The following is a 22080-nucleotide window of genomic DNA, read 5'->3' as shown; positions in this document are numbered from 1 at the left end:
GCGGCTGACGTGACGTGCTGCTCGTTGAATAAGATCGTGAGCCTCATTTAGCCTCATTTCTTAGCACGACAAATTTATGAAAAAAATTCACAATATCGTATTTTCTACGCTGCTTTGCCTGATGATGGCCTGTTCCGGTCACGCACTGGCAAACTCTGGCGGCGGCAAAGAAGCCAGTGCAGGTGGGGGCTCTACGGCCAAACTGGAAGCATTCACGGTCAATTTATCTGGCTTTGATCGCTACCTGCAAATCAGTATTGCCTTACAAGTTGCCAATGCTGAAGTGGGTGAAAAAATCAAAACACTGATGCCAATTGTCAGACATAAAATGATCCTGATGTTAGGCAACAAAGACGCTGCCGATCTGCAATCGGCGGAAGGCAAGCATCACTTAATCGATGAGATCAAGGATGCCGTCAATGGAGCGCTGGAATTGAAAGAACATGATGGCGTCACAGACGTGTTTTTCGAAAATTTCGTGATTCAGTAAATTTTTCAGTGATGTCGATGACGAAAATCATTGTCATTCTGGTCACCGATGTTCGATGCTGGTTACACGGTCTTGCACCAAGAGCCATCAGCATCGACATATCTGTCTGATAGGTTCAGGTTCAGGTCAGGTTCGACGTTTGCTGACAATACCCGACTATCTGCATTTCACTTATTTCACTCATTTCCATCTACGTATTAGCATTCATGTATCAACTAGCCGCTCCTGCCTTTGCAGAAATCGACATTAAAAAAAGTCGCTTTCTGGGACAACTGTATCCGCTCAATAGCCGCAGCGAGGCACGCAGTAAGCTTGCAGAGATACGTAGTGCGCACCCCGGCGCAGTCCATGTCTGCTGGGTACTGCTTTGTGAAGGTGATTCCGGTCTTGATGACGATGGAGAGCCTTCAGGCACTGCCGCCAAACCGATGTATAACGTGTTGGTTCATAAAGACCTGATGAATGTGCTGGCCGTCGTTGTGCGATATTGGGGTGGCACCAAACTCGGCGCAGGTGGGCTGACGCGCGCCTATAGTCAGGCAATTTCGGAAGCGTGTAAAACTGCAGAACTGGTTGCGGTCGAGTCCATGCAAGATCTCACCGTGCAAACAGGATTTGGAGATGAATCCCATGTACGGCGCTGTTGTGAAAAATTTGCTGCCGTGGTCACGCAAGTGGAATATGCCGACGCAGCAACATTACATATCCGCATCAGGCAAAAACTGGCATCCCACTTCAATCGTGAACTGACAGAAATGCTCAAAGGCCAGGTCACGATCAAAGGATAAGCGCGACGTCAATATTTGCCGAATTGTACGGTGATATGGTGATACGACAATAGGCCAGTGCAACGGTACTCATTCTGACGCATCTCATTTTTTAACGATTTTCTCTGATGTATATGGACAACAACGAACTTTTACGTAAAAAAATCAATCTTGAAACCGCGACTTTTCCATGGTCAGAACTATTACGGCATTTCGCCACAGGTAATGTGATTGCCGTAGAAAGTACATTGGATCTGGTAGACGTGGCGGTTGCCATGGCGAATGATGATGCAAACGTCGTCGGTCAGCTGCTGTCCAGCGGAAAAATTGCCAAAGTCAGCGATACACAGGCGCAGCTATGGCTGGAGCAGGATCTGAATTTGTGGACAGTCGTTGTCAAACCCTGGGTTCTGGTACAGCAACGTCTGAATTGAGCTATCAGGTCAGAATCGTAAAGAGGGCAACAGTAAGACCAGCTACCGTAATAGTTGCCGTGGCGGTTGCAGATCATCACGTCAGGCAAAGCGGTCAAGTGTGTCGGTGATTGCTCATCGACACACCACTTGCCGCTGCTGATCAAGAATGTCATCCGTAATAAAAAATTGATGACGACGCCATGTGACAATCCTGATCAACAAGCACTCTTCTACCCAGTCAGGGAATTTTCAGTACGTTACAGACAGCTGCAAACGCTCGGCTATAATGTCCGATTCCGTATGCCAGCCTATCTACATACATCAGCGCCAGACGTGACCGACGTCAGACTGCCATGTTTTGCTGGTGCGGTCATTTTCATTTCTTACCCGGATATTTCATGAAAAAAATCTCTTACCTGTTTGCTGCCATGATGCTGACGACCCTTGGCTCAGGTTTCTCGACATTGACAAGCAATGCAGCAATCGCTGCCGACGACGCTGCTGACAAAACCAAACAGCTGACGGTACGCGCGGAAATGGGCAAACCGCTCAACGACATTCAGGAATTGCTGACCAATAAGCAATATCCGCAAGCGCAAGAAAAAATTAATGCGCTGGCAGCGATGGAAAATAAAACACCTTACGAGATGTTTGCGATTGACCGTATGCGCGCTGTGCTGGCTTCTGGTACCAACAACACGACCTTGCTGGCGCAGTCATTTGAAAACATGATCAATACCGATTTTCTGAAAGAACCAGAAAAACTGCGTTTGACAGAAGCCGTTGCAGGTACCTATTTCAATGAAAAAAAATACGATCTAGCAACTACATGGGCACGTCGTTATCTGAGCAAGGACAACAGTAGTCTGGCCATGCACAATCTGCTGGCACGCGCCTTATATCTGCAAAATGATTTCACTGCGGCGATCCAGGAATTAAAAACACAGATTGCAGAAGATGACAAAGCTGGTCGCGTTTCCACTCAGGAAACCTTGCGTCTGCTTGGCGGCAGTTACCAGCAGTTAAAAGACAATGCGGGTTATGCGACAGTACTGGAACGTATGGTGGAGCATTATCCACAAAAAGATTACTGGGCTGATCTACTGTACCGCATCGAGCACAAACCTGGTTTTTCTGATCGCCTGCGTCTGGATCTGTATCGCCTGTTGCTGGCAACAGAAAGTCTGGACGATCCGGCACAATATGTAGAAATGGCAGAACTGGCCTTGCTGGCAGGTTTGCCAGCAGAAGCAAAAACAGCCGTTGATGCAGGCTATGCAGCAAATTTACTGGGTACGGGTAAAGAAGCCGCCAAGCACAAACAATTACGTGACCGTGTGAATAAACAAGCAGCAGAGGATGCCAAAACACTGGATGCAGGTGAAGCATCTGCCAAGTCGGCAAAAACCGGCGTAGGTCTGGTCAATATCGGCTACAACTATGTCATCAATCATCAGGAAGACAAGGGTATTACTCTGATTGAGCAAGGTATTGCCAAAGGCGGCCTGAAATCGGTTGATGAAGCGCGTCTGCATCTGGGTATCGCGTATCTGCAGGCAGGTAAGCGCGACAAAGCTATTGAAAGCTTTAAAGCCATTCAGGGTGCTGATGGTGCAGCAGACCTTGGACGGATGTGGCTATTGTTACGTAAGCCTGCCAGTAAATAATGGCTGACAGCCTGTTGCTTGCGACAGGCTACAGGACACCACAAAAACGCGCTTCCTTGACTGGATGCGCGTTTTTTTGTTTTTCAGTACATGCCGGAATGTGTTGACTGCTGGTGCAGGAGTGCTGTGTTGCTGCGAAAGTAGAGGAGTAAGTAGATAGAATAATCAATCAAAGAAACGCAGCGACATGAAAAAAGGCAGTTTCACCTGTGAGTGAAACTGCCTGTCAAATCAGCATTGTGCGCTCTGCCACATGCCAAACATACTCTTGCTCAGATTACTACATGATCAGGAATGATATGCAGACTCGCCATGGCTGGTGATGTCCAGACCTTCGCGTTCTTCATCTTCAGGTACACGCAGACCAACGACCAGATCAACCAGTTTGTAAGCGATAACCGATACGATCGCAGACCAGATAATCGTTGTGCCGACTGCTGTTGCCTGTGTTGTCACCTGATCAATAATAGAGTAAGGATCAGCGGACATTTTGTTTGTAACGTAGTCGAAAATACCTTGGCCGCCGAGAGAAGGAGAAGCGAATACACCTGTCAGCAATGCGCCCAGAATACCACCAACGCCATGTACACCGAATACGTCCAGAGAATCATCAGCACCGATCAGGCGTTTCAGACCGTTCACACCCCACAAGCAAACGATACCTGCCAGCAAGCCGATGATCAGAGCACCCATAGGGCCAACGAAACCGCAGGCTGGAGTGATAGCGACTAAACCTGCTACCGCGCCAGATGCACCACCCAACATGGAAGGCTTGCCTTTGGACATCCATTCACCAAATACCCAGGATACCGTTGCAGCCGCAGTCGCCAACAATGTATTCACGAAAGCCAGAGCCGCAACATCACCAGCTTCGAGTGCGGAACCCGCATTGAAACCGAACCAGCCCACCCACAACAGAGACGCACCGATCATTGTCATTGTCAGGGAATGTGGAGCCATTGCTTCTCTGCCGTAGCCAACACGCTTGCCAATCAGGAACGCACCAACCAGACCTGCAACCGCTGCGTTGATGTGTACGACCGTACCACCTGCGAAGTCCAGAGCGCCTTTTTGGAACAGGAAACCTGCTTTTGCTGTTTCAGTTGCCAATGTTGCCGCGTCTTTAATCGCATCAGGACCAGTCCAGAACCAGACCATGTGTGCCACTGGCAGGTAACTGAAAGTGAACCACAATACAACGAACAACAGTACTGCTGTGAATTTCGCACGTTCTGCAAACGCACCGATGATCAGACCGCATGTGATCGCAGCAAACGTTGCCTGGAATGCGACGTAGACAAACTCAGGAATCACGACGCCTTTACTGAAAGTCGCAGCCGTTGTGAACGATGCCTTGGCAGGGTCCCAGATACCGTTGAGGAAAGCCCGGTCAAACGAACCGATGAACTTGCCACCTTCAGTAAATGCCAGCGAATAGCCATAGATGCACCACAGGACGATGATCACAGCAAAGATCATGAATACCTGCATCAGAATCGACAGCATGTTTTTGGAACGAACCAGACCGCCGTAGAACAGCGCGAGACCCGGAATCGTCATCAGAATCACCAGCAATGTCGATACCATCATCCAGGCCGTATCGCCCTTGTTTGGTACAGGTGCCGGTGCAGCAGCAGCCGACGCTGCAGCAGGATCAGCGGCAACCGCTGGCGCTGCTGGTGCCGCCGGTGTTACTGCAGCGGATGCAGCAACAGGTGCCGAAGCTGGCGCAGGGGCAGCAGCCGTGACAGACGCTGCTGATGCCGCTTCTGCCTTGGCAGGTGCATCATCTGCTACGGCAACAGAAGTCATCCCTACGGATACCAGCAGCGCACTGGCTGCCAGCATCGTCTTAAATAGTTTTTTCATGTGAGCTCCCTGAATGCTGGTTAGAGTGCGTCGTTGCCGGTTTCACCGGTACGAATACGCACAACTTGTTGCAGGTCGTAGACAAAAATCTTGCCGTCGCCAATTTTTCCTGTGCGGGCGGCAGTTTCGATTGCCTCAATGGCGCGATCAACAATCGCATCATCAACGGCAGCTTCGATTTTTGTTTTTGGTAAAAAATCGACCACATATTCAGCACCACGATACAACTCAGTATGGCCCTTTTGACGACCAAAGCCTTTGACTTCGGTGACGGTAATCCCTTGCACGCCGATGGTGGATAAGGCTTCACGCACCTCATCGAGTTTGAAGGGTTTGATAATGGCGGTAATCAGTTTCATGCTAGCCTCTGACAATTAGAAGGTTTTCACTGCGGTCAGAACCGCTGTTGTTTTACCAGTAAATTTTCCTGCTGGTGTGACGTATAAATTCTTGTCAGCATTCGTTCCCAACGCTGCCAGACTGAACGTGATACCAAAGAATTCTTTAGAAACGCCGATTTTCCAGTCGGAATACGAATAAGCAGAATTGTTTTTGATGATCTGACGACCAACATGCAAATTCAACGTGTAGGCTTCCGGCAACTCGATATTTGCGCCCAGATCAATATAGCCACTGTTTTTGCTGTTCACAAAACCGAACAGATTCGTCACAGAATGCGAGTATTTCGCATACACAGGACCGTATCCTACCTGGCCATAAATTTCTGTTGTATTAGCATCAACAAAACCAGGGACTTTATTCAGGCCATTGGATGGATAGATATAGGACAGCACGCCGACGTCATATGAAACGTCCTTGACGATCTCGCCCTTTTTACCCGCATACAAATCCCACTCAACGTCACCGCTGCCGCCTGCATCTTTTGTCCACTTGATGGAAGACAACCATGTACCGGCATAGAAGCCGCTTGGGTTGTTCACATAATCAGCACCGCCTTGCAGCGCTGGATCCAGACGCGATTGTGAAATCGCGCGATAGCGGTATTCACTTGCAACACCAACGTTGAAGCTGACTTCGTTATCAGGTTTGGCATCTTCCGCATGAACAAGACTGCTGGCAAATGTTGTGGCAACTGCTGCTGCGAGTAATAATTTTTTCATTGCGATTCCCCTTTGAGATGAACACTTTAATAATAAAATACAAACCAAAAAAACCAAGTTCTCAGTACATTCAAGGTATTAACAGCACCTGATTGCACCCTGTATCAATGCGCGATTTTTGTTTTTACATCCTGGTAGTGCTTACATCGGTATTAGCAGGAGTCGTGCCAACTCTGAAAAAAATAGAAATAAACAATAAAAATATTGATACGTTCGTGCAGTTCTTCATAGATAAAAAGGCACTCTGCGGTGCCACAAGGTTTTCTATGGTTTCGTATGCGCCATCGCTGGTATGCGTTATGATTTCACCCATGTCTGGTCAGCAGACCATAGAAAAGCATTGCATGCCTCATTTTGATGCACCAATTTAATGCAGCACCAGATAAAGGCATACGATGATCTGCACCATTTTTAAGCGGAATGTCACTATGCTGACTCAGCAAACCCGAATAACGACGATGAATCGAGAACGATAATGGAAAAGCAAAATTTCTTTAATGATATGCAGGCAAAAATCAGTCAGGCACTGGAAAGCTCACCAGCCAAAGACCTGGAAAAAAATGTCAAAGCAATGATGAGCCAGGGATTCAGTAAACTCGATCTGGTCACCAGAGAAGAATTTGATATCCAGGCACAGATACTCGCCAAAACCCGCGCCAAACTCGACGCACTGGAAGCCCGCGTTGCCGCACTTGAAGCACAAATCAACAAATAATGAAGAACGGCATCGTCTTTTTTTCCAAAAAGAACGATGCTGAGGTGTGTAGAATATTTGATTCGTTATGAAAAGATCATGGAATGGCTGCTGTCAGAGCAGATCCCAGTAACAGCAAATACGACTTGTCAGTATTTTGGACTACTTCGTGACATAAAAATGACCCGCATGGCTGACGACAGAATGCAGATACAATCTAGTGAATTCTACAAACCAAAGTTAACCAGCTTTTTCTGATTATGCAGCCCCTCATCATCAATTTAGCACCTACCGGAATGGTTCCGACAAAGGAACAGACACCCTATGTTCCGCTTACTCCAGAAGAAATCTTTGCAGATGTCAGTTCCTGTATTGATCTTGGAGTGTCCATGGTGCATTTACACGCGCGCGACTTGCATGGCAGACCAACAGAAGATATTCGTACTTACCAGAATATTATTTCTTTAATACGAAACAAGCATCCCGAAGTCGTTATTATTACAACGACGAGTGGTCGAATTGTTCATGATGTGGAAAAACGTGCCAGTACTTTATATCTGGAAGAACAATACAAACCAGATATGGCCAGCCTGACATTAGGCTCGATGAATTTCTCTAAAGAGGCAAGTGTCAACTCACCCCAAACAATCTTGCGTTTGGCAGAAATCATGAAAGAGCGGGGAATTAAACCAGAGCTGGAAGTTTTTGATCTTGGCATGATTCACTTTGCCAAGATACTCATAGAAAAAAACTTAATTGAAGCTCCCTATTATTTTAATATTCTGCTTGGCAATCCAGGCACAGCTCAACTGAACTTATTGCATCTGGCGACCATCGTTAACGACCTTCCGCCCCATTCTATATGGTCACTTGGTGGAATTGGTCGTTTTCAGTTGAAGGCGAATGCATTGGGAATCATTATGGGGAATGGTGTACGGGTAGGACTGGAAGATAATTTATGGCTCACTGACGAACGTACGCAATTAGCACGTAATACTCAACTTGTTGAGCGCATCACTGAACAAGCGAACATATTAGGACGCCCGATAGCCACTGCCAGACAAACCCGTCAACAGTTGGGCTTACTTCCAGCATCTGAATAATATTTGAGTAATATTTGACAATGAATCAATTAGTGATTTTTGGCAGCAGCAACATCTTGTCAGACTTATTTGACTGCGCTCTGGCAAACAAAATAGGTATTAAAAAAATCGTCCATCACCTTCCTGAAGCAGTCGATGAACGAAGTATCGGGCTTGACGAACGACTGAAAATGTTAAGTCAACATTGTGCAACTCCGTTAGTGCAAGAACTCGACGCATTTTTACCGACGGAGGGAGAAAAATATATTTTAGGTCCAACAACTCCCACACGCGAAATATTGGCAACTGAACTGACAAACCGTTTCGCATTCAATTTTCACACACTGATCCATCCGACGGCCTACGTTTCTCCAATGGCGACAATCGGCCAAGGAGTATTTGTTGGTGCAAACAGCGTTATCGGCCCTGGCGCAGTGCTGGAAGACCATGTATTCGTCAATCGGGGCGTCACTATTGGACACGATACATCGATAGGTGCATTTTCCCGCATACAACCCGGCGCCAATCTGGGAGGCTTATCCCGTATAGGACGTGGTGTTACTGTTGCAATAGGGGCGACACTCATTGAACGTCTGGTGATAGGAAACCATGCATTCATTGGTGCTGGTGCGGTTGTAACCGCAGATGTGACCGATGATGTTCTGGTTGTTGGTATACCCGCAAAATTCAAGAAGACACTGAAATAATACGCTGGTTGTACCTCTGAGCAGTTATCGCACATGCTCTGAGCAAGCTGGCATCAGAGTGATCGAGATCCAGTTGCTGCGTAAATTGTCGTTGAAGCTGTGTGCCCATTTCTGCTCGAAGAGGCCGATCGGATATCAGTTTGCGTAAAAGTCCGAAATAACTATCCATATCAGTCACCGCCATATCACCAACTTTGTCACCACCATCAGAATCTGCGAAACTCACAACAGGTAAACCGATCTGCATGGCTTCTGCTACTGAAAATCCACCGCCCATGATCGGTGGATTGACATAGATATCACTCGCCATCATGAAGGCTTGCACCTGAATTGTGTAGGGCATGAGCTGCAAACGACTTTCCTGTATGCCCTGAAGAGCTACAGGAAACCGTCCTGCACCGCCAATCATCAGCCAGACAACATCGGCATGCTCGTTTATTAGCTGACACATTTTTTTGGCCCATAATCCTTGTATGGCCGAATCCAAATGACTGCCTAAAGAAATCAGCACTAATTTGTGGTCATCTATTCCTAATTCACTTCTCGTCAAACGCGCCGACATGGTCTTACGTTGAATACGATAAGGGTGATACCACGCCAGACTGGCAGGAAAAACGTCACCCCACGTTGAAGAATCAAGTCCAGATAATTTTTTGTCGGAAGAGAGCCAGACATCTGTTGGAACCATGGGGGGAACTGAATTAGTTCCTAATCCCAAAATAGGATATTTTTTATACAGCGAGGAAAGTAGGCCTGAATGCAGACCAACAAATAAAATGAGATCAGGGGCGAATAAGGTGATTTCTTTCAATATATCGAGCCAACGCCGCATCAGTGAAAAGCGTTGATCTCCCAAATGGACAGTAACTCCTGCGCCAACAGATGTCAGCCATGGCTGCAAATCAACCTGAAAGGTTTTCTCTGATGCCCCTGTGCCATACAAATGATCAAATCCAGGCCCCACTCCTTCCTGGCAGGAAAACAATCGAGTTTCAACACCATTTCTGCTTAATAATTCAGCCTGATGCAGTGCCATTTGCGTAGGAGGATGTATCATACTGCGTAATTGTGGTGCGACAATGGCAATTTTTTTAATATGAGAAACTGGTCTTGGTTCGATATTAATGACAATCTGTTTTTCCAAATGCCTGGCAATATCCTGAGACAGCTCAACCAATCCGACATCTTCTAAAAAATCTTTGAAATTCTGACGACGACCAGAACACATTAACGCGCGTTGTACCGCAACATTAAAAAACGCCGACATTCTGTCTGCATCAAACGGCGTCATTGTTTTCAGTAAAGCACGTGCTCTCTTAAGAAAGATACGGTCATGCGTAAAAAGATCCAGTAAGGTTGCAAGGTAAAACCCTGAAATTCCTTGATCAGGAATCGACTTTACCAGCGATTGTAAGATTTTCTGCAAGACTGACTCATCGCTGATGGCACTCAATCTCTGGCTGAGTTCAAGCCAGCAATGGCTACCCGACGGATTGCTGCATGTACGATCAATGACGTCAATTAATAGTGACCATTGTTCCGATGTCTGATTGAATAATGGCGTGGAAATGGAGGACATAATAAAACTTACTGGACTCAAATAAATCATTGTAATCCCTGCATCTGTTGGGTACGGTGAATCCCTCATGCCGACAAGCAGCACCAATGTGATTGACGCCTCAACCATTGATAGTTTTAGCCTGATTTTCAGTACTTTGCTATTATGCCAATTTGCTCATATTTACTCTGATAATGTCCCTCGCAGTCCTGAAAAGTCGTGCATTAAATGGGATGACAGCACCGCAAGTGACGGTGGAAGTTCATCTCGCGAATGGGTTGCCGTCGTTTACGATTGTTGGCTTGCCAGAAACTGAGGTCAAGGAATCCAAAGATCGTGTCCGGGCTGCGTTACAAAATGCCCGGTTCGAGTTTCCCGCCAAGCGTATTACGGTCAATCTGGCTCCGGCTGACTTGCCAAAAGAATCGGGGCGCTTTGATTTGCCGATCGCATTGGGAATTTTAGCTGCATCAGGGCAAATTCCGGCTGATACGCTGGATCAATACGAATTTGCTGGTGAACTGTCGCTCTCGGGCGAATTGCGTCCCATCCGCGGGGCATTGGCAATGACATTTGCTATCTGCAAAACCGATCAGCATACGCAGCGACAAGCAGCATTTATCCTGCCCCGCGCCAATGCGGATGAGGCAGCACTGGTCAGCGATGCGACGATTTATCCCGCGGACTCTCTGTTACAGGTATGTGCTCACTTTGCCGGGCTAGCTGATGACAGTAAGCTCTGCCGCCATCGTCCCGCGTCTCAGAGGATGCTACCGCAATATCCTGATTTTTCAGAAGTGAAAGGTCAGCTACAAGCTAAACGGGCACTGGAAGTAGCCGCAGCCGGAGGGCATTCCGCATTGCTGATCGGGCCTCCCGGAACAGGAAAATCGATGCTGGCAGCACGTTTTCCGGGCATTTTGCCAGCCATGACGGATCAGGAAGCACTGGAATCTGCGGCAGTGCAATCGCTGACGTCTGGTTTTTCCATTCTGAATTGGAAAGCTCGACCCTACCGGGCGCCACACCATACGGCTTCTGCAGTGGCGCTGGTGGGCGGCGGCGGCACACCGCGTCCCGGAGAAATCTCTCTCGCACATCGCGGCGTCCTGTTTCTGGATGAGCTGCCTGAATTTGACCGCAAAGTGCTGGAAGTATTGCGCGAGCCTCTGGAGTCAGGGCGCATTACGATTTCACGCGCCGCCAGACAAGCGGATTTTCCGGCGCGCTTTCAACTGATCGCCGCGATGAATCCCTGCCCATGCGGGTATTTCGGCCATAGCAACGGGAAATGTCGTTGTACGCCGGATGTCATCAGCCGCTATCAGGGAAAGATTTCGGGCCCCTTGCTGGATCGCATCGATTTACAGATTCAGGTTGGCGCGTTGCCGCAAGAAGATTTGCTACGGCAGGCTGACGGCGAATCCAGTGCAGAAATCCATGCGCGGACAGAAGCAGCGTTTACACGGCAGTTGCAACGGCAGGATAAAGCCAATTATTTGCTGACCACATCAGAAATTGACCAGTATTGCCAGCCGGATGCAGCAGCGGTGCAATTACTGCGCAATGCGATGACCAGGCTGAACTGGTCCGCGCGCGCCTATCACCGGGTGCTGAAAGTCGCCCGTACCATTGCCGATCTGGCAGCGCAGGAGCACATCGGCTCTGCCCACGTCGCAGAAGCGATTCAATATCGCCGCGCGCTGAGGGAGCAATAAATTCTTGGGTTGTTGTATTGAACTGCAAGTCGGTAAACAGAAGCTCAACACTCATCAAACCAAACAGGGATGCGTGTGACCAATTCACGGTCAAACAGCGACTAAGAAAAGATGTTTGACATTGATATACCCAGTTTTGTGCCAGACTATTTTCAAATTAATGATCTGAAAGATTCTGGCAATGGAGTTGCAGGAAGCAGAAAGTATCTGGTGCGAACCCGATGTCGCGCACAATACGGTTGAATTAAAGCACTTACTCGACACGCACAATATTCATCATCAGAAAAAACTCGGTCAATTATTGGTCGATGAACAACTGATTTCGGGTGAAACCCTGCGCTCAGCATTGCACACGCAACAAATGTCTCCCAACAAAAAACTGGGAGATATCTTGCTGGACAGCGGTGCGCTCCAGAAAGCTGATATTGACCGTGTTGTGCTGAATCATCTGGATTTACCACAAGCGTCGCTATCAGAATTTGATTTCGATACCAAAATCACCAGTCTGGTTCCGTTCGAACTCGCACGCAATCTGCATGTCTTGCCATTGATGATGCATGACGGCGTCCTGGTGCTGGGAGCACACGCGATTCCCAGTTCACAAACACTGGAGTTACTACGTTTTACGGTAGAGCACCCGGTGCGATTTATCATTTGTAATGAACTGGAATTAGAACGCGCTATCCGTATCAACTATCAGGCGTCGCAAACGGTACAGGAACTGAACATTCCTACCCCCGATCCGATTGATGAACAGCGTATCTGGCACGACGCAGAACAGCTAGCCAAACAAGCACCACTGGTGCAATTACTGAACTCCATTATTCAGGATGCCATCAACCAGCGCGCATCGGATATTCATATCCGTCCCGGAGAACATAGCTTCGAACTGCTGTACCGGGTCGACGGTAGTCTGCTGCATATCCGGACATTCAGCAGCAATCTGTTACCTGCCGTTGTCAGTCGCATCAAAATCCTCTCGAGTCTGAATATTGCGGAGCATCGTCTGGCACAAGATGGACGCATACGCATCAAAGATCAATCACAGCCAGTGGATCTGCGTATTTCCATCATTCCGGTGCAATACGGAGAAAGTGTCGTCATCCGTATCCTGAACAAGAGTCAGGGATTGCGCTCGGTAGAAGATATCGGCTTTAAGGACAATGATCGTGCACGTTTTCTTGATCTGATCCATCGCAGTTACGGCATTATTCTGGTTACCGGCCCCACGGGTTCAGGCAAATCGACCACTTTGTATGCCGCGTTGCAGGAAATCGAAAAAGAAAATATCAATGTCATTACGGTAGAAGACCCGATTGAATACGAACTCTCGAATACACGCCAGATTCAGGTCAATCCTGTTATTGATTACGGTTTTCCACAAGCTCTGCGCCATATATTAAGGCACGACCCTGATGTCATCATGATCGGCGAAATGCGTGATGTGGAAACCTGCAAAATCGCCATAGAAAGTGCATTGACCGGACATCTGGTGCTGAGTACCCTGCATACGAACGATGCCTCCAGTGCCTTGGTACGCCTGATGGAAATCGGTATTGCGCCCTACATGATACGTTCGGCAGTCATCGGCGTGCTGGCACAACGATTGGTACGCAAAAATTGTCCCGATTGCCTGATAGAAGAAGAAATCTCTCCCATCATGCGCGAAAATCTGGAGCTGGATGCCAATGAAAAATTTTATCGTGGCTGTGGTTGCAAGAGCTGCCATCAGACCGGCTTTAAGGGCCGGCTGGCAATTTATGAATTATTAGTGATGAACGACGCCTTGCGGGCACAAGTAAAAATGGGCGTAGCCAACGATGAATACCGTCATCTGGCACTCAGCAATGGTATGACCAGTCTGGCAGTCAATGGCGTCGAACAGGCGCGCAGCGGTAAGATTTCTATCGCTGAAGTCTATCGAGCCTGCATGTAAGAGACATGCCACAGATAAACAAGACGCAACATAAAGCCAGAAATGACTTCCGAGCTACAAACCTCATGCGCAGTATTGAAAATCGTATTTAGATAACCAGATAGGGGAGGTCAGACTACCTCAGGAGTATTCTATGTCCCCTCAAGAAAATCAGGTTTTAAGTCAGTTTTTAGATCAGTTAGTCAAAGTACAAGGCATCAACAAAGATGCGCAAGCATCAGCCCTGATCAGTGATGCTGTCAGCAAACAACCAGATGCGGCTTATTTGCTCGTGCAACGCGCTTTGTTGCTGGATCAGGCGATGGCAAACGCAAACAGCCAGATCGCCAGCCTGCAAGCTGAAATTCACGAATTGAAAGCACTCAACGCCGCCATCAGTAACACAAATAGCAACACAGGCAGCAGCGCGAATAACACTAACAATACCAGCTTTCTCGATCCAGCCATCAGTGGCTGGGGTAATAGCGCCAGTAGCCGTCCCCTGAACATTGCGCCTTCTGCAACGACCTCGGTCACCGGCACTCCTCTGCCATCGTACGGCAACACCTACAACACCTCTCCCAGTCAGACCAGTACTGCGTTTGCTGCCCAGCCAGCCGCACAACTAGCACCTTCAGGGTTTTTTGGCGGCAATACAGGGAATGTTCTGGGTACGGTAGCAGCCACCGCTGCTGGCGTTGCGGCAGGGGCGTTTCTGTATCAGGGCATCAACAGCATGATGGGACATGGTAGCCACCACAATGCCACAGATGGTGCGGCATCAAATCTGAATAGCAGTGATGGCGGTCTGCTGCCAGGTTATTTTGATCAGGATCAGACTGCTCTTTCTGACAACATGACTGATGATACTGACATCATCTGATCGATAAATTACTGATGTGCCAACGCGCTGACATGACAGCAGCTTTGTCTGCTGTTACAGCGCGTTACTAAAAATAACATTGCCCCAACACAGATCGGTGCACCGTTCCGCTTGCTTGGCGTTGTAGACTGGTATGGTCAACATCTTGCACGGAGGCAATGCCAATGAATCCCCCGCTGAATCGCCCGCCCAATGCGCCTCCATTGCACAGACGTAGTTTTTGCGCAGGTTTGGCATGTCTGCTGGCAGCCTGCGCCGCGCCATCAGTACGTCCGCCATCGGGTGAGTCGATCAACCAGCCATTACCTCCGGTTGGCAACACGCTGACCAAAGCGGGTATCACATCGGAACAATTACTGAATCGCCTGACGTGGGGTAATAATTTTTCTGCCACCCTGCAAGTGCAGGCGATCGGTATGGATCGTTATCTGGACCAGCAATTGCGCGGGCGTTACGCCATATTGCCGACGGCGGTGCAGGCGCAGATCAACGCGATGAGTATTTCACAACAGGCATTTGAGCCGATGATGCGCGAACTGGAGGTCAGACGCATTACGGCGGAACAGCAAAAAGGCGTGGATGACCGGTTACGTAAAGAATATCAACAAGAACTGAACCGTTTGGCGCGGGAAGCAGCAAGTCGTTCGCTGCTACGCAGTATTTATTCGCCGAATCAGCTTCAGGAACAAATGACGTGGTTCTGGATGAATCATTTCAATATACATAGCGGCAAACACAACCTGCGCGCCATGCTGGGGGATTTTGAAGAACACGCAATTCGTCCTCATGCTCTGGGTAATTTCCGCGATCTGTTACGTGCCACGGTCATGCATCCGGCCATGTTGCGTTATCTCGATAATGAACATAATGCCGTCAATCACATTAACGAAAACTACGCTCGTGAGTTAATGGAATTGCACACCATGGGGGTCAACAGCGGCTACACTCAGAGCGACGTACAGGAACTGGCAAGGGTGCTGACCGGTCTGGGCGTGAATCAAAGCAGTGATATACCAAAACTGAAACCCGGACTGGAAAAATTATATGTCAGGCAGGGACTGACTGAATTTCATCCACATCGTCACGACTTTGGCGACAAACACCTGCTTGGCATCAACATACAGGGCAAAGGTTTGTCTGAAGTGGATGAAGTCATCCGCCTGCTTTGCAAACAACCTGCAACTGCCCACTATATCAGTCATAAACTGGCCGTATTCTGGGTCTCCGATACGCCTTCAGAGGCGCTGGTCACAGCAATGGCAGGCAGTTTCCTGCGTAGTGACGGGAATATTCCGCTCACCTTGCGCACGATGTTTGACAGCACTGAATTCACCGCTTCGCTAGGAAAAAAATTCAAAGACCCGATACATTACATGCTCTCGGCAATCCGTCTGGCGTACGATGGCAGCGTCATCGTCAATACAGCACCGATGCTGAACTGGTTAACGATGATGGGCGAAACACTCAATGGCAGACAAACGCCGGATGGCTACTCCATGGCAGAAAGCGCCTGGGCAAGTCCGGGTCAGATGGCGGTGCGCTTTGATCTGGCCAAAGCAATGAGTGGCGGTAGCCCCGGCTTATTCAAAGGCGATGCACCAGTCAAAGACAAGCCACCATTGCCTGCACTGGCCAGTTCACATTATGTGAATCAATGGAGCAAACAGTTCAGTCCCAGCACACAGGATATTCTGAAACAGGCTGCCTCACCACAGGAATGGAATGCGCTGTTTCTTGCTTCGCCGGAAATGATGCGACACTGATCCTGCTGAGCAGGAGTGGCGCAACATGTCCATGCAAAGCATGGTGCAAGGGCGATACGAGCTTGTACCTGGTTTGCATAACAAGGAACCAGATACCAATACCAATAACGCCAAGGCGGTTTTGCGTAAGTTCTGATTGATTATTGTTTTTTTATTGACCCAATTCGCAGGAAGTCATCATGCAACGTCGGCATCTATTAAAAAGTCTGGCAGCCATTCCGGCACTCACTGCATTGTCAGGTATGGGAATCAGCGGGCAAGTTATGGCGGCGAATGCCAAATCCCAACCACGCTTACTGCTGGTGTTTTTGCGAGGAGGATATGATGCAAGTCACTTGCTGATTCCCACATCCAGTCAGTTTTATTATGAAGCCAGACCTAACATCGCCATTGCCCGTCCCGGCACGGATCTGAGTGCCGCACTGGAACTAAATGCGGACTGGGGTCTGCATCCAGCCTTGCGCGATACGATGTACCCTTTGTTTCAACAAGGTGAATTAGCCCTGATCCCTTTTGCTGGCACGGACGATCTGTCGCGCAGCCATTTCGAAACTCAGGACAGTATAGAAATGGGGCAGGCTTTACAGGGCACGAGGAATTTTCATTCCGGCTTCCTGAACCGTCTGGCGTCCGTGCTGGTGAACGGAAGTGGAGGTAGCAACGGCAACGATAAAATCAATGCTATGTCATTTACCGACCAGTTACCTCTCATCCTGCAGGGAAGCGCTCAGGTTGCCAATACTGCCTTACGTAATGTCAATCAGACTGCAGTAGATCAACGCCAGAGCAAGCTGATCACCAGTATGTATGCGCAAACCACGCTGGCGCAATCCGTCAACGAGGGCTTTACCATGCGCGAAGATCTGGCACGCGAAATGCGCGAAGAGATGAATACAGCGAACCGCAATGCCATTTCTACCAAAGGCTTTGAACTGGAAGCACAACGTATTGCCAAACTGATGCGAGACAAATATGCACTGGGCTTCATCGATATCGGTGGATGGGATACGCATGTCAATCAAGGCGCAGCCAATGGCACACTGGCATCTAAATTCGAAGAATTAGGGCGAGGTCTGGCGGCATACCGACAAGAAATGGGAAGTGCATGGCGTGACACGACGGTGGTCGTGATCAGTGAATTTGGCCGCACTTTCCGTGAAAATGGCAAACGTGGTACCGACCATGGCCACGGTTCTGTGTACTGGGTGCTCGGCGGTAATGTCAAAGGTGGCCGTATTGCCGGTGAACAGCAAAAAATCGAGCAAAAAACCCTGTTTCAGAATCGTGATTATCCGGTTCTGAATGAATACCGCTCCGTGCTCGGCGGCTTGTTCACGCGTTTATATGGGCTCAATCCACGTCAGAGCGAGCAAATTTTTGCTGGCGTAAAACCCCGTGATCTCGGCTTGATATAGGTGGTCGGTTACACCTGTGGCGATGCCGCCGGTACGACGGAAAATTCGATATAAAAATGGGTGCTCTGGCCGCTACTGTCGTGTTCCATGTAATAGTTAATATCACCACGCATCTGCGCAACGATCGCCTGAGAAATCGCCAGCCCCAGACCTGTGCCGCCTTTGGCACGGGTATCGGAAGCGTCAGCCTGAGAGAATTTTTCAAACAAATGAGCGCGAAAACCTTCCGGCACGCCACTTCCGCGATCGATTACTTCAATCCGGATGTGGTGTTCATCAGGACGCTGACACACTACGCGCACCACACCACCAGCAGGAGAATATTTACAGGCATTCGACAGTAGATTTGCCATGACTTGCTGAAAACGCCCGGTATCTACCTGAATCATCACATCGCTATTGGTGGAGTTAAAGACGATACTGACACCCAGACTATGCGCCAGCGTCTGATTACTGCTCACGGATGTCTGCAACAACGATTGCACAGAAACGGATTCATACACAAAATCCATCTTTCCGGCTTCAATTTTTTGTATATCCAATAAATCGTTGATCAGACGCGTAAGGCTTTCGCTATTCTTGTAGGCGATGCTGAGCAAGGGTGCCATCTTGTCCGTCAGCGTCCCCATCGCACCACCAACCACCAATCCCAAAGCGCCCCGGATGGCCGTCAACGGCGTGCGGAGTTCGTGACTGACCGTCGAAATGAATTCACTTTTCATTTTATCGATCTTCCGACGCTCAGAAATATCCCGTACGATCACAATCAGCTTGCGCTTCCCAAGCAGAAAATATTCGCTGATCGATAATTCAGCCGGAAACATACTGCCACCTTTGCGCATACGTTCAACTTCCATATGGAGGCGACCAGTGCGTAAAAATTCTTCCTGCTGCATGGCAAGAGTCAATAAATCTATTTGATGCGGTGGTGAAAACTGTTTTCCATGGCGGCCAACCACCTCGTCCGGTGGATAACCATAGATGGCGACCGCCGCAGGATTCAGTGCTTCGATCAGACCCTGATCATCGATCATGATGATTCCATCGGGAGCATTCTGAAAAATCGCTTCCAGCCGTTCGGAAGATTCTGTTAATGCTTTTTTCTGCTCCGTCAGACTCTGTAATAAGCCCGCCTGATTACGATTGATCACTTCAGCTTTTTGCTTCAACTCCGTGGTGATTTTCATATCCGCTTCGCGTAAGCGTAATAACACCACGAGTGCCGCAAACCCCGCCATCACGGCAAGAATACAGACTAACGCAATGACGATGACCCCGATACTGATCTTGCGCCAGTCCGCCAGATACATATCCTCATCCACAGAAAAATTGATGATTAATGGATATTTGTCCAATGATTGCACTGCGGCCAGACGAGTGACTACCTTGTTATCGTAGGACATTCTGGGTTGTGTGCCGATCAGCACTCCCGCTTTTTTCTTTTGTTCATGAATGACCTGATAAGTACTGCCACTGAGGTTCTTTTTACCAATGACATCGTCATGCTCAGGCCAGCGCGCCAGGTAGGTGAAATCATTCCTCATCAAAGCAATTGATGCATGCTCACCGACATGGAGTTTTTCGTAAAACCGGGAATAAAAAACCGGCGATAAACCAAGCATGACAATACCGATAAATTCACCGTCACTGCCGGTCAGGCGCTGGCTCAGAAAAAATGTCCAGCGACCAGTTGATTTACTGCGCACGGCTGAACTCAGGTAAACGCCTTGGGTAGGATTATCCCTTTGGACAATAAAATAATCGCGGTCCGCCAGGCTGTATGTCGGCACTGGAAAATTGCGTGAGGTATTGATCACGTTACCATTCACATCCAGCACAGAAATCACATCGATCGCTGGTGAAATGGTTACTTTTTCTTTTAAAAACTGGTGAAAATCATTATTTGCCAATTGGCTCGTCAGAAATTCAGCACTGATACTCCAGCGATCTTCAATACGTTCAGTAATGCTGTTGAGTGCTGTGTAAGCAAAATCCATCTGCTGGATCGTATTTTCGGCCAGCACAAGGGAAAAGGTTTCCGTTTGTTTTTCCCACTTCGAAATTTCCTGCAGGCGCAACATCCAGATAGAGAATCCTGCACCGAGTGCAATAGCAAGAATCAGGCTGATGCCAAGTGCAATCGTCAGGCGACTGGTATAGGTAACGACCTTTTTCATGTTGTATTGCTTGTGTCCTTAGTAGTTGGTGTCTTTTACACCATGAACAGAAGTAAGTGAAAGCATACTCTGCCGAAGATGTCATAGGAAGATTTTCTCCGGCTCGCTGGTATATCCATGTTGATCAGGTACGCAGACGCTGCCAGCATTCTGCCAGACAACTTCTTAACATACCTCCGGCACGGTGACCAGCATCTGCGACATAAAATGCCGCGCGCAACAACACCGCCACAAGAATTACGATACAGCGATTGTAAAGAATGCGGAATGTCTGCTATAAATTTCACTGTCATGAGGCGGCCACAGAGCCGCTGCCATTCACAGTAACAAACCTTCCATCACCAAGGAGTAGGCAAAATGAAACAACATATGTTGATAAACAGCCTGGCATTGAGTTTGATGCTATGTAGCATATCCGCTGGTGCTGCCATTACTTCTTGCGAGACCATCAAAGATAAAGTGGATGCCAGACTTGATAGCAAGGGTGTCAGTGATTACACGCTGAAAGTGGTTTCCAGGGATACACCAACGAAGTTGCGTGTCGTCGGTGTTTGCGAAGGTGGGAAAAAGAAAATCATTTATCAGAAAGACAAACGTGCGAATAAAGCCGATGAGTAAATGTCTGCGTCTGCGATTCTGAACACGATGTGTTTGTCAGTAAGTCAAATCGTGGACGTCTGATACAACTGATGCGGCTGACACTTTAACGAGATCAACCCGGAAATTGCCTGACCAGATAATAAGCAGGCCCGGTATAACTTTGCAACGATGCCAACTGATCCGGGCTTGACGTTACCAACTCCGAATATCCCAGACGCTCCCAGAAGGTCTTTGTGCTTTGTACCGAAACGAGACAGGAGAAACCCATCCCCGTCTGCGACATATAATCCCACGCTTGCTGCACCAGTTGCACACCGATGCCTTGCCCAGCCATCGCGGCATCCACCGCCAGATCATGCAGATACAGAGCATCTGCCTGTTGTGCGGGTTCAAATGCCTGGCCCAGTGGAGCGATTTTTCCGTAGCGTGACGGGTAAGCCATCAGATACGCGCAAACACTGCCTTCTGCTACTGCCACCCAGGCAGTATCCGGAGCGACATGCCAGCGCTGCGCAATGAGTTCAACCGGTTCGACCATCGCAGGAACATAAGCACGAGCCTGCACCGCAAACACCGCAGGTACATCCTGCAATTGCATAGGACGTATTAACACCGCCATACTCAGTCCTTACGATAGCTTATTTTTTTGCACTGGCGGACGCGGATGCAGAAGCGGATGCACTCACCTCCTCTTCCTCTTTGGCAGCGGGTTCCGCACGGGCGATTTCTGGTTTGACGTTTTCTATTTTATTTTCGCGCATGTAATCGTTCATCTCTTTCCAGCCAGCGTACACAGCAGCGCGCGCAGCATCGGGATTGAGTGTGTAGCAATCTTCTATTGCGCGACCCGCATGGCGGCAAGCGCTGCCGGTCGCACGTGCGTCTGCCTCCTTGATGGCAGCTTCTTTGGCTGGATCCGCAATTCCCAGACGATCACAACCACTGACGACTGTCAGGGCAATTAAGAGACATACCGCAGAAGAAGGAAGTGACATTGCAACACCGCTCAGAAAATATCAGACACAACACGAAAGAATCAGGCACATGCACTTCAGGCAAGGCCTTGTACCATGGAATTTTTACAATGATACCGCAGTGTAGGCATCGTTTTGCAGCTTTGATCCTGAGGATAGCAGGGGAATTGCACCTCTGTTTGCACGGTCAATGGTCCTACGTGACGCAAAGCATCTATCATGTTGCGCTGAGGACGCGTTGAAACTGTATTGGCAATACTCAGG

Annotated in this window: 20 protein-coding genes; 13 read left to right on the top strand and 7 right to left on the bottom strand. The window is 48.6% G+C overall.

Annotated elements, in window-relative coordinates; all coding sequences use genetic code 11:
• The first annotated feature begins 76 nt into the window (after positions 1-76).
• From ACO0LB_RS03790 to ACO0LB_RS03775, 4 genes are all read left to right on the top strand, one after another.
• A complete protein-coding gene (locus ACO0LB_RS03790; RefSeq protein ID WP_423046616.1) occupies positions 77-490 on the top strand; it encodes a flagellar basal body-associated FliL family protein in 414 nt (137 codons plus the stop codon).
• Positions 491-696: 206 nt separating this feature from the next.
• Complete coding sequence (locus ACO0LB_RS03785; RefSeq protein WP_423046615.1) at positions 697-1278, top strand: IMPACT family protein; 582 nt, start codon at positions 697-699, stop codon at positions 1276-1278.
• A 113-nt stretch (positions 1279-1391) separates the two neighbouring features.
• Entirely contained in the window at positions 1392-1691 is a 300-nt protein-coding gene (locus ACO0LB_RS03780; protein WP_423046613.1) for a DUF2288 domain-containing protein, read from the top strand.
• A 380-nt stretch (positions 1692-2071) separates the two neighbouring features.
• Complete coding sequence (locus ACO0LB_RS03775) at positions 2072-3340, top strand: tetratricopeptide repeat protein (RefSeq protein WP_423046611.1); 1269 nt, start codon at positions 2072-2074, stop codon at positions 3338-3340.
• A 288-nt stretch (positions 3341-3628) separates the two neighbouring features.
• Here the strand turns inward: ACO0LB_RS03775 and ACO0LB_RS03770 are convergent, their stop codons facing one another.
• The 3 genes from ACO0LB_RS03770 to ACO0LB_RS03760 form a co-directional block, all read right to left on the bottom strand.
• Entirely contained in the window at positions 3629-5152 is a 1524-nt protein-coding gene (locus ACO0LB_RS03770; protein WP_423046720.1) for an ammonium transporter, read from the bottom strand.
• A gap of 77 nt (positions 5153-5229) precedes the next feature.
• Positions 5230-5568, bottom strand: a complete 339-nt coding sequence (locus ACO0LB_RS03765; protein ID WP_110254759.1) for a P-II family nitrogen regulator — start codon at positions 5566-5568, stop codon at positions 5230-5232.
• 15 nt (positions 5569-5583) lie between these two features.
• A complete protein-coding gene (locus ACO0LB_RS03760) occupies positions 5584-6330 on the bottom strand; it encodes a TorF family putative porin (protein ID WP_423046609.1) in 747 nt (248 codons plus the stop codon).
• Between the two features lie 475 nt (positions 6331-6805).
• Between ACO0LB_RS03760 and ACO0LB_RS03755 the strand changes: the two genes are divergently transcribed.
• The 3 genes from ACO0LB_RS03755 (at position 6806) to ACO0LB_RS03745 (ending at position 8813) form a co-directional block, all read left to right on the top strand.
• A complete protein-coding gene (locus ACO0LB_RS03755; protein ID WP_423046607.1) occupies positions 6806-7045 on the top strand; it encodes an accessory factor UbiK family protein in 240 nt (79 codons plus the stop codon).
• Positions 7046-7284: 239 nt separating this feature from the next.
• Positions 7285-8127, top strand: a complete 843-nt coding sequence (locus tag ACO0LB_RS03750) for a 3-keto-5-aminohexanoate cleavage protein (protein ID WP_423046605.1) — start codon at positions 7285-7287, stop codon at positions 8125-8127.
• A gap of 20 nt (positions 8128-8147) precedes the next feature.
• Positions 8148-8813 carry an acetyltransferase gene (locus ACO0LB_RS03745; protein WP_423046718.1) on the top strand — a complete coding sequence of 222 codons (666 nt, stop codon included), beginning with the start codon at positions 8148-8150 and terminating at the stop codon, positions 8811-8813.
• Here ACO0LB_RS03745 and ACO0LB_RS03740 read toward each other — a convergent pair.
• Positions 8794-10392: a glycosyltransferase gene (locus ACO0LB_RS03740; protein WP_423046603.1), complete on the bottom strand. Its 1599-nt coding sequence runs from the start codon at positions 10390-10392 to the stop codon at positions 8794-8796. The genes ACO0LB_RS03745 and ACO0LB_RS03740 overlap by 20 nt on opposite strands.
• A 173-nt stretch (positions 10393-10565) precedes the next feature.
• Here ACO0LB_RS03740 and ACO0LB_RS03735 point away from each other — a divergent pair, with 173 nt between their 5' ends.
• The 5 genes from ACO0LB_RS03735 (at position 10566) to ACO0LB_RS03715 (ending at position 18065) form a co-directional block, all read left to right on the top strand.
• Positions 10566-12089, top strand: a complete 1524-nt coding sequence (locus tag ACO0LB_RS03735; protein WP_423046601.1) for a YifB family Mg chelatase-like AAA ATPase — start codon at positions 10566-10568, stop codon at positions 12087-12089.
• A 181-nt stretch (positions 12090-12270) separates the two neighbouring features.
• Positions 12271-14025, top strand: coding sequence for a GspE/PulE family protein (locus tag ACO0LB_RS03730; protein WP_423046599.1), 1755 nt, complete (start codon positions 12271-12273; stop codon positions 14023-14025).
• Between the two features lie 133 nt (positions 14026-14158).
• Positions 14159-14887 (top strand): DUF2076 domain-containing protein, encoded by a 729-nt coding sequence (locus ACO0LB_RS03725; RefSeq protein WP_423046597.1) that lies wholly within the window; start codon positions 14159-14161, stop codon positions 14885-14887.
• Positions 14888-15045: 158 nt separating this feature from the next.
• A complete protein-coding gene (locus tag ACO0LB_RS03720) occupies positions 15046-16650 on the top strand; it encodes a DUF1800 domain-containing protein (protein WP_423046595.1) in 1605 nt (534 codons plus the stop codon).
• 179 nt (positions 16651-16829) lie between these two features.
• A complete protein-coding gene (locus tag ACO0LB_RS03715) occupies positions 16830-18065 on the top strand; it encodes a DUF1501 domain-containing protein (protein WP_423046593.1) in 1236 nt (411 codons plus the stop codon).
• A gap of 8 nt (positions 18066-18073) precedes the next feature.
• Here ACO0LB_RS03715 and ACO0LB_RS03710 read toward each other — a convergent pair whose 3' ends face one another.
• Positions 18074-20242 (bottom strand): PAS domain S-box protein, encoded by a 2169-nt coding sequence (locus ACO0LB_RS03710; RefSeq protein ID WP_423046591.1) that lies wholly within the window; start codon positions 20240-20242, stop codon positions 18074-18076.
• A 369-nt stretch (positions 20243-20611) separates the two neighbouring features.
• On the opposite strand from ACO0LB_RS03710, the gene ACO0LB_RS03705 reads away from it, so the two are divergent.
• Positions 20612-20860, top strand: coding sequence for a DUF1161 domain-containing protein (locus ACO0LB_RS03705; protein WP_423046589.1), 249 nt, complete (start codon positions 20612-20614; stop codon positions 20858-20860).
• A 94-nt stretch (positions 20861-20954) separates the two neighbouring features.
• Here the strand turns inward: ACO0LB_RS03705 and ACO0LB_RS03700 are convergent, their stop codons facing one another.
• Both ACO0LB_RS03700 and ACO0LB_RS03695 read right to left on the bottom strand, forming a co-directional pair.
• Positions 20955-21461 (bottom strand): GNAT family N-acetyltransferase, encoded by a 507-nt coding sequence (locus tag ACO0LB_RS03700; RefSeq protein ID WP_423046587.1) that lies wholly within the window; start codon positions 21459-21461, stop codon positions 20955-20957.
• Positions 21462-21480: 19 nt separating this feature from the next.
• Positions 21481-21837: a hypothetical protein gene (locus tag ACO0LB_RS03695; RefSeq protein ID WP_423046585.1), complete on the bottom strand. Its 357-nt coding sequence runs from the start codon at positions 21835-21837 to the stop codon at positions 21481-21483.
• Between the last annotated feature and the right edge of the window lie 243 nt (positions 21838-22080).

The sequence above is a fragment of the Undibacterium sp. SXout7W genome, from assembly GCF_049339385.1.
GTDB lineage: Bacteria > Pseudomonadota > Gammaproteobacteria > Burkholderiales > Burkholderiaceae_D > Undibacterium.
This window is presented reverse-complemented; position numbering and strand designations above follow the sequence as displayed.